General features: G+C 48.3%; 2 protein-coding genes. Both read right to left on the bottom strand.

Annotated elements, in window-relative coordinates:
* Positions 1-487: 487 nt before the first annotated feature.
* On the bottom strand, positions 488-2,779 hold the full coding sequence (locus V6C93_RS24355; protein WP_333479261.1) for an amylo-alpha-1,6-glucosidase: 2,292 nt from the start codon (positions 2,777-2,779) through the stop codon (positions 488-490).
* A 722-nt stretch (positions 2,780-3,501) separates the two neighbouring features.
* Positions 3,502-3,799: glycosyltransferase (locus V6C93_RS24350; RefSeq protein WP_333479260.1), on the bottom strand; the 298-nt coding region annotated here is incomplete at its 5' end.

Genomic DNA, 3,799 nt, shown 5'->3' with positions numbered 1-3,799 from the left:
AAGCTCGACTGTCGGAAGTTTAATGACCGCCCCGCATCTTCCTCTACTAATGGGATTAACTATTGGAAGATGTTCCTTGTGCCATCTCGCCTGTGAGAGCAACCAAGGCACCCCTGACATGGCAGTGCCTTGCAATGCATAGAGTGAAACATATACAAGTGCGACTCATTGCGATGTACTGTTTGATCGATCAAATAAGAGACGTTCATGAGCTTACCTGCTCACACTCCAGGATGAAAGGAGACTTTCAAAACAGGTCTATTTAAGGCTTGCTGAATAAGTCGGCGATCGCGAATCTAGGGCAGCGCGAAAATCTAGTAGGGGGGCGGCTGAGTTTCCCAATTTACCCAGGGATTCCCTACAAAAGTGCAAGGATGAGAGAGCTCAATAGTGCTATTACCTTGCACCGAGCGGGTTGACGAAGGCTCAAAATCCTTGCCTAGCCTACTTTCTACAGCTATTCAGCAAGCCTTATTTAAGTTGAAGTTTACGCTTCAATCACAACCCGAAGATTCCCCCGCTTCTTAGCAACGCGGCAAGCCGTTGCGCTACCAGAACGCTCAAACTCCAAATCCAGCAGAGTTGAACCCACGCGCAAGTTTTGCAGTGATAGTTTGTTGATGGACTCTGGTAATGCTGGGTCGAGAATCCGCAGGCAGTTATTGCGGGCATCAGGTACCAGATTAATCATCACTTGCAACAACTGGAAAATACTGCCCGTTGCCCAAGCTTGAGGAGTGCAGGCGACAGGATACATGACCGGGGCGTTACCATCGGTGCGTTCGTATCCGCAAAACAGTTCGGGCGGACGGTTGTAGGGCTGGTATAGCGTCATATCAATTAACGACTGACACAGTTCCAGTGCTTGATCGACAAGTCCGAGCGCTCGCAATCCGACGGCAATCATGGAATTATCATGAGGCCAGACCGAACCGATATGATACCCCATCGGATTGTATGCCGGGGACAAACTACTGAGGGTACGAATCCCCCAACCACTGTACATATCCGGAGCTCGCAGCCGTTCCGCCACACTATAGGCTTTCTCGGGTGCCAAAATGCCTAGATTCAGACAGTGACCAGGGTTAGAGGTAATACTATCCACCGGCTTGCCTTCTCCATCCAGAGCCAACGCACAGAAGTCTTCTTCAGGCATCCAGAAATCCTGGTTAAATCGGCGCTTAAGGTCTTTGGCTTCATCTTGCCACTGGTCTGCCAAATCGAGCCGCTTCTTCAGTCGGGCAATCTCTGCCAAACGGATTTTAGCCGAATAGGCATAAGCCTGCACCTCACAAAGTGCGATCGCACCCTTTGCCATCTGCCCCTTGCGATTGACAATACAGTTTCCGGAATCTTTCCACCCCTGATTCGCCAGACCCCGCTTGGATAGGCGATAGTAACTGATATATCCAGTTTCAGCCATCTGGCGGTCAATCCAATCCATTGCTGCTAAAGCATTAGGCCACAGACGATCCATTGTTTCGGTGTCATGTGTCCAAGCGTAGTATTCGCAGTAGAGCATTAACCACAACGGTGTGGCATCAACGGTTCCGTAATAAGGCGTATGGGGAATTTCCTCACACCGAGCCATTTCACCCATGCGGATTTCGTGCAAAATCTTGCCCGGTTGCTCATCGCGCCACTCATTCTCTTCCTTGCCTTGGAACTTCGCCAAGATGGACAAAGTTTCGCGGGCAATGGTGGGGTCGAGCATCAACGTTTGCGAGGCGGCAATAATCGAGTCGCGCCCAAACAACGTGGAAAACCAAGGCACTCCCGCTGAAAGGACTTTTCCTTTGCCAAACGTCTGCCGAAGCAGATAAACATCCTGCTCAGCTCGCTCAATCACCTGATTAATTGTCTTCTCGTCGGAGCGAATCTGGGTGACGTGTTGCTGCCACTCTCTTTGTTCCGCTAATTCAGCGGCTTTGGCCTGTCCCAGGGTAGCAGGTGCACTGACAATAGAACTGGAACGACTATTAATTAAGACCCTGAGCCGATACCCCAGCTTCAGATTTTCGTGAGAGTCTAGATCCAGTTGCCAAATGGCTGTTTTACCCTTCAAGTAGTCGGGTTGGCGATGCATGAACTCGATGGACGATTGCATCACTAAGCCATCCCGTCCTTTATAGGCTAGGGTTAACTCTTGGGTTTCTTTTTGGGCCGCTTCATCCTTCGGTACTTCGTGTAAGAGCTGTCCCCGGTGTCCTCGTCCATAGCCCCGGACTTCAAATAAATCTACGAAATCAGCATCAAAGCTGAGACTCAGTTCAAAACGAATGCGACTTGTGGTATAGTTAGAAACTTCAATTTCATCAAACAGCGCTCCATTCAAGACAATGTCCCGCGCAAGCCCGATTGTCTCCGCCCGTAGGGGTGCGTAGGAAATCTCGCCTTCCTCAACTTGTGCTTCTGCCTCTAATTGCTCTGCTTCTTCTAAACGTTCGCCATCCAGGCGAGGATTGGTACACAGAACAGAGAGAGCAAACCCTTTTTCAGCAGTACTGCTGAGTAATACGGGTGGTCGCCCCTCAATCTGTAACTCCAAGCGGCTGAGGAACCGGGTATCGTGACAGAACAATCCCATACTGGCGTTCATGTCATCTCTTAACAATCCACCAATATTCCCTAGTGTATCGGTAACTAAAAACAGGTCATTATCTTTAATCGTGAGCGTCGGTTGCGGACGTTCACTTAGCACACTCGGCCACTCCGGAATGGGCAGTTCTTCAGCAGGAACAAAAACTTTACCTTCTAGCTCAAGTTTATCCGTAGTCATACCTAAAGTTTCCGGTCAACGTTACAGTTGTCTCAGAGAAGAGATGGACGCAATGCATCGGTTGTCAACTATACACTGTGACAACACATTTGATACCTTGTTCAACGGAACGCGAAATTTATTTAGAAAAACGCTGTTGACAAGGCTTACATTTATTCATTAAGAAAAGTTAAGGCACGGCCTCAACGTCAATAGCCCTAGCTAGGGGAATCGATTAAACATGTGTAGATGCACACAAAAATATTCGCCAGTTGACTGATGTCTCCGGCGTCAAAGTGGCTGTCCCTATTAGTCCTTTTTGTGGTGTAACGCTTACGTCCAGATTTCCTCTTAATCAATATATGAATGTACTGGAAATAGTTACGATTGATGCACAACGATAAGATTCTGTGATGAGACTAAATATTTCTATACAATTAATTGTTTTTTATTGAGGAATATTGAGAGAAAGAAGCAAAAGTTATACGGGCACGACGGATCGTGCCCCGTTTAGGGTTGGAGGCTAAGACGAATGGCACTGACTTAAGAGGAATGTCACTGACTTAAGAACTTCTCTACTTTACCAACCAACCTTTGTGCAGGGGGTCTCTAGGTAGGCACTCCGTCCCCCAGTGGGGGGTTTGGGGGGAAACCCCCCAATCTGGATTTTTCTCAAAGAACAACTACTTCTTGCTTAAGTCAGTACCATTCTGTTTAAGTCAGTGACTTCATGCTAAGACACCCTACAACTCTTTGTTCTGTCCTCTTCCACTGAGAACCATCTGGTAAGCCCTTTCATACTCATCGACCATCGACTCAACGCTAAAACGGCTCACCACATAGTCTCGACAAGTTTTGCGATCTAATTTCATGGCCTCTGGCACGGCTTCAATTATCTTCTCCAGACTGCCGCAGACAAACCCGGTCTTCCCATTGGCAATTACCTCTGGCACCGAACCCAACGCCATACCCACCACCGGAGTTCCCGTTGCCATTGATTCAATCATTACCAAGCCAAATGGTTCTCGCCAGGTAATCGGG

Origin of the sequence: Allocoleopsis sp. (assembly GCF_036703385.1) — a bacterium.
In the GTDB taxonomy this organism is placed as follows: domain Bacteria; phylum Cyanobacteriota; class Cyanobacteriia; order Cyanobacteriales; family Coleofasciculaceae; genus Allocoleopsis.
The sequence above is the reverse complement of the archived record's forward strand: the minus strand, read 5'-3'. Positions and strand labels throughout refer to the sequence as shown.

Excerpts from the sequence above, each read along its gene's own strand:
- V6C93_RS24355 (WP_333479261.1), bottom strand. The coding sequence starts at position 2,779 with ATGACTACGGATAAACTTGAGCTAGAAGGTAAAGTTTTTGTTCCTGCT.